This is a genomic window from Desulfococcus sp., assembly GCF_041737845.1.
Lineage (GTDB): Bacteria > Desulfobacterota > Desulfobacteria > Desulfobacterales > Desulfococcaceae > Desulfococcus.
Map to the genome: position 1 here is coordinate 1 of NZ_JBGSQX010000052.1, position 3,553 is coordinate 3,553.

Below are 3,553 nucleotides of genomic sequence, written 5' to 3' on the forward strand. Positions count from 1 at the left end.
GGGCCGGGCTCCCGCATCTGGGTGGGTGCGGGGCGGGTTCGGACGGGCTCGGCCGCCGTCCGCCGGGCCAGATCGTCCAGCTTCGCAAGGACGGTCTCGATGGGCAGGGCCGGCCGGATCTGGAAGAGCCGGATAAAGGCCATCTCCAGGGCCAGTCGGGGCTGGCTGGAAAACTTGACGGCGGATTCCTCCCGCAGGAAGGCGTCAAGGAGCTGGCCCAGGTAAACCGCCGAGACATTCCCCACGAGGGACCTCATCCGCTCGACCTCGGCGGGGGGCGCGTCGACGATCCGGGCGGTGTCCTTTACCGTTTTGACGACCCAGAGATCCCGGAAATGGGCCGTCAGTGCGGCGAAAAAGGCCTTGATGTCGCGGCCGCGCCGGTAGACGTCGTCGATGATATCCAGGATATCGGCGATGTTTCCCCCGAAGACGCTTTCGGTGATCCTGAACAGCACCTCCCGGCTGGCCACGCCCAGGAGATTCAGGACCCCTTCATGGGTGATCTCCCCCTCGGTGCAGCTCATCACCTGGTCGAGGAGGCTCAGGGCGTCCCGCATGCTCCCGCCGGTCTCCCGCGCGATGAGGGCGAGGCTCGCCTCGGGGACCGCAAGGCCTTCCTGCAGGCACAGCGCGCCCATGTGGCGGGCGACATCCATGGCGTTGATCCGCCGGAGGTGATGCTGCTGGCACCGCGAGAGGATGGTGATGGGGATCTTCTGGGGCTCTGTGGTGGCGAACAGGAAGAGGATGTGCTCCGGAGGCTCCTCAAGGGTCTTCAGGAGGGCGTTGAACGCGGGCGTGCTGAGCATGTGGACCTCGTCGATGATGTAGATCTTGTATCGACTGCGGGCCGGCATGTACTTCACATTGTCCCGAAGGTCGCGGATGTGGTCGACGCCGTTGTTGGAGGCCCCGTCGATCTCAAAGACATCGACGGCCCCGCCGTTCGTGATCTCGCTGCAGGAGGCGCAGGCGTTGCAGGGGACGGGCGTGGGGCCCTTCTCGCAGTTCATGGCCTTGGCCAGGATGCGGGCGATGGTGGTCTTGCCGGTGCCCCTGGGGCCGGAAAAGAGAATGGCGTGGGCGACGCGGCCCGAACGAATGGCGTTGGTCAGGGTCCGGGTGACGTGGGCCTGCTCGACAACATCCTCAAAGGTCTGAGGGCGGTATTTTCTGGCGAGAACCAAATAAGACATTGAAACTTCCCGAACGTCAACCGGCCTGTGTTACCCTGCCCGATTGAAGCGCACCGTCATATCCGTGAACGGCCTTGGGGAGCCGGGATGAGGGTCGGGAATGCGGGCGGAACAGGGAAAACGGGATGGGTCGGCCGATGGATGGCGGAGAGAGAGGGATTCGAACCCTCGGTGCCGCTTGTGACAGCACACACGATTTCCAGTCGTGCACCTTCGGCCAGCTCGGTCATCTCTCCGTATGTGTTCCCGAATGATTTCCGGCAACAGTCAGATCAAATCAAAAATCACGGCGGGTATCGCCGTTATGGTTGTGTGCTCCGGGGTAATGTGAATTTGGCGGAGAGGGTGGGATTCGAACCCACGATCCCGGTTTTGCCAGGATACCGCTTTTCGAGAGCGGGGCCTTCAGCCGCTCGGCCACCTCTCCAACCCTCTCAAGAGCAGACAGGACGCTTCTCTATACTGTTTGCCCGTATCTGTCAATCCTCTTGTTGAAAAAAACGGCGGCCCCGGAAAAAACACCGGCGCAGGCGAAATTTTTCTTGAATCGGCCCGGCCTTTCTAGTATCAGAAATCCTTTTGAGTTAGAGCGGTTAGAAAGGCGGCGAGATGAAGCGCCCCGCCTGAAGGGCGATACCTGGCATCCATCGCCGTGTCCAACAACGATATAAGGAGTGCATATCATGGCCGAAGTCATCCCTTTCCGGGGAATCGTGTACAATCAGGAGAGAATCACGGATCTCGCGGCGGTCTGCACCCCGCCCTACGATGTGATTTCCCCCGAGGAGCAGGAGCGCTTCTACGGCACCGATCCGTACAACGTCATCCGGCTGATCCTGGCCAGGACATCCGATTCGGATACGGCGCAGGACAACCGCTACACCCGCGCCGGCCGGGAATATGACGCCTGGCTTCGGGAGGGGATCCTGGTCCGGGATGAACTGCCGGCCTTTTATCTCACGACCATCGACTTCGATGCCGCAGGCCATGCCCTGAAGCGCTACGGCCTCATCGCCCGGGTTCGGCTGGAGCCCTTTGAAAAGGGCGTCGTCCTGCCCCACGAAACGACCTTCTCCAAAGTGAAATCCGACCGGTTCGAGCTGATGAAGGTCTGCCATGCCAATTTCAGCCCGATCTTCTCCCTCTACTCCGACCGGGAGAATATCCTGGAGACCCTGATGGCGGCCGTCATCGGGCAGGCCGCCGATATGGCCTTCACGGACACCTACGGCCACCACCATCGGCTCTGGCGGATCACCGACCCTGCGGTCACCGCCCTGGTGTCGAAAAAGATGGCCGCCAAGACCATCTACATCGCCGACGGCCATCACCGCTACGAGACGGCCCTGACCTACCGGGACTGGGTGGCCGGTCGCACCCCCGGCTTCACCGACGCCCACCCGGCCAACCATGTCATGATGTACCTGTCCAGCATGGAGGACCCCGGCATGGTCATCCTGCCCGCCCACCGCATGCTGAAGGAGGTGGACCCGGGGATGCTGGCCGGCCTGCTCCCGCGTGCCGCCGAATTTTTCGACATTACGGAGGTGTCCTTTGACGGCAAGGGCTCGGGTCGGGTGCCGCCGTCTTTCTCATCCGCACTGGAAGCGGGCGCCGACCGCCATACCATCGGCGTGTTCACGAAGGGCCTCCCGAACCTCTTTCTTCTGTCCCTCAAGCCCGGCGTCATGAAGGCCCGCTTCGGCGATGCGCTTCCCGCGGCCGTTCGGGATCTGGACGTGACGGTGCTGACCCGGCTGATTTTCATGGACCTTCTGGGATTCGATCAGGCCCGCCTCGACAACGAAAAGCTCATCGCCTATGCGACGGACCCCCGGAAGGCGGTGGACGGGGTTCTCTCGGGAGCCTGGGACGTCACCTTCATCCTCAATCCGACCCGGATCGAACAGGTCCAGGCGGTGGCCCAGAGCGGGCTGATCATGCCGAGAAAGTCGACCTACTTCTATCCCAAGGTGATCACGGGGCAGACCCTCAATCCCCTGGTGTAGGCAAGCGGCCTCGTCCTGTCGTCAGGACCGGAACATTTCCCCGGCCTCGTCGGTGTAGGCGCCGTCCTCCCGGTAGATCACCAGGGCCGGGGCCACGGCAAGGCCGGTCCGGCCCCCCTTCATCCCCTCCACCAGGGCCAGCCTGGCCCACGCGTCCCGGCGGGAGTGGACCATCCGGAGGAACTTGGGCTCGATGCGTGCGGCCCGCATTTCAGACAGCAGGGCAGCCAGCCGCTCCGCGGGGAAGATGACGGCGAAGCGCCCCGATATTTCGAGCATCCGGGAGGCGGCCCCGACGACGTCGGGCAGGGCCGCCAGGATCTCGTGCCGGGCCACGGCCCGCTG

At 63.4% G+C, this 3,553-nt stretch carries 2 protein-coding genes, 2 tRNA genes and 1 pseudogene; 1 reads left to right on the plus strand and 4 read right to left on the minus strand.

The genetic code is table 11. From position 1 onward, the window contains the following. The 3 genes from dnaX to ACEW8N_RS06030 form a co-directional block, all read right to left on the minus strand. A partial coding sequence (gene dnaX / locus ACEW8N_RS06020; RefSeq protein ID WP_373498905.1) for a DNA polymerase III subunit gamma/tau occupies positions 1 to 1,199 on the minus strand: 1,199 nt, incomplete at its 3' end. A gap of 142 nt (positions 1,200 to 1,341) precedes the next feature. Beyond that, a tRNA-Ser gene (locus ACEW8N_RS06025) sits at positions 1,342 to 1,435 on the minus strand. A 98-nt stretch (positions 1,436 to 1,533) separates the two neighbouring features. Further along, positions 1,534 to 1,626 (minus strand) — tRNA-Ser (locus ACEW8N_RS06030). Positions 1,627 to 1,882: 256 nt separating this feature from the next. On the opposite strand from ACEW8N_RS06030, the gene ACEW8N_RS06035 reads away from it, so the two are divergent. Further along, positions 1,883 to 3,208: a DUF1015 domain-containing protein gene (locus ACEW8N_RS06035; protein WP_373498906.1), complete on the plus strand. Its 1,326-nt coding sequence runs from the start codon at positions 1,883 to 1,885 to the stop codon at positions 3,206 to 3,208. A 21-nt stretch (positions 3,209 to 3,229) separates the two neighbouring features. Here ACEW8N_RS06035 and ACEW8N_RS06040 read toward each other — a convergent pair. Beyond that, positions 3,230 to 3,553, minus strand: a pseudogene (locus tag ACEW8N_RS06040) (SAM-dependent methyltransferase); the annotation flags it as partial.

Excerpts from the sequence above, each read along its gene's own strand:
- ACEW8N_RS06035 (WP_373498906.1), top strand. The coding sequence starts at position 1,883 with ATGGCCGAAGTCATCCCTTTCCGGGGAATCGTGTACAATCAGGAGAGA.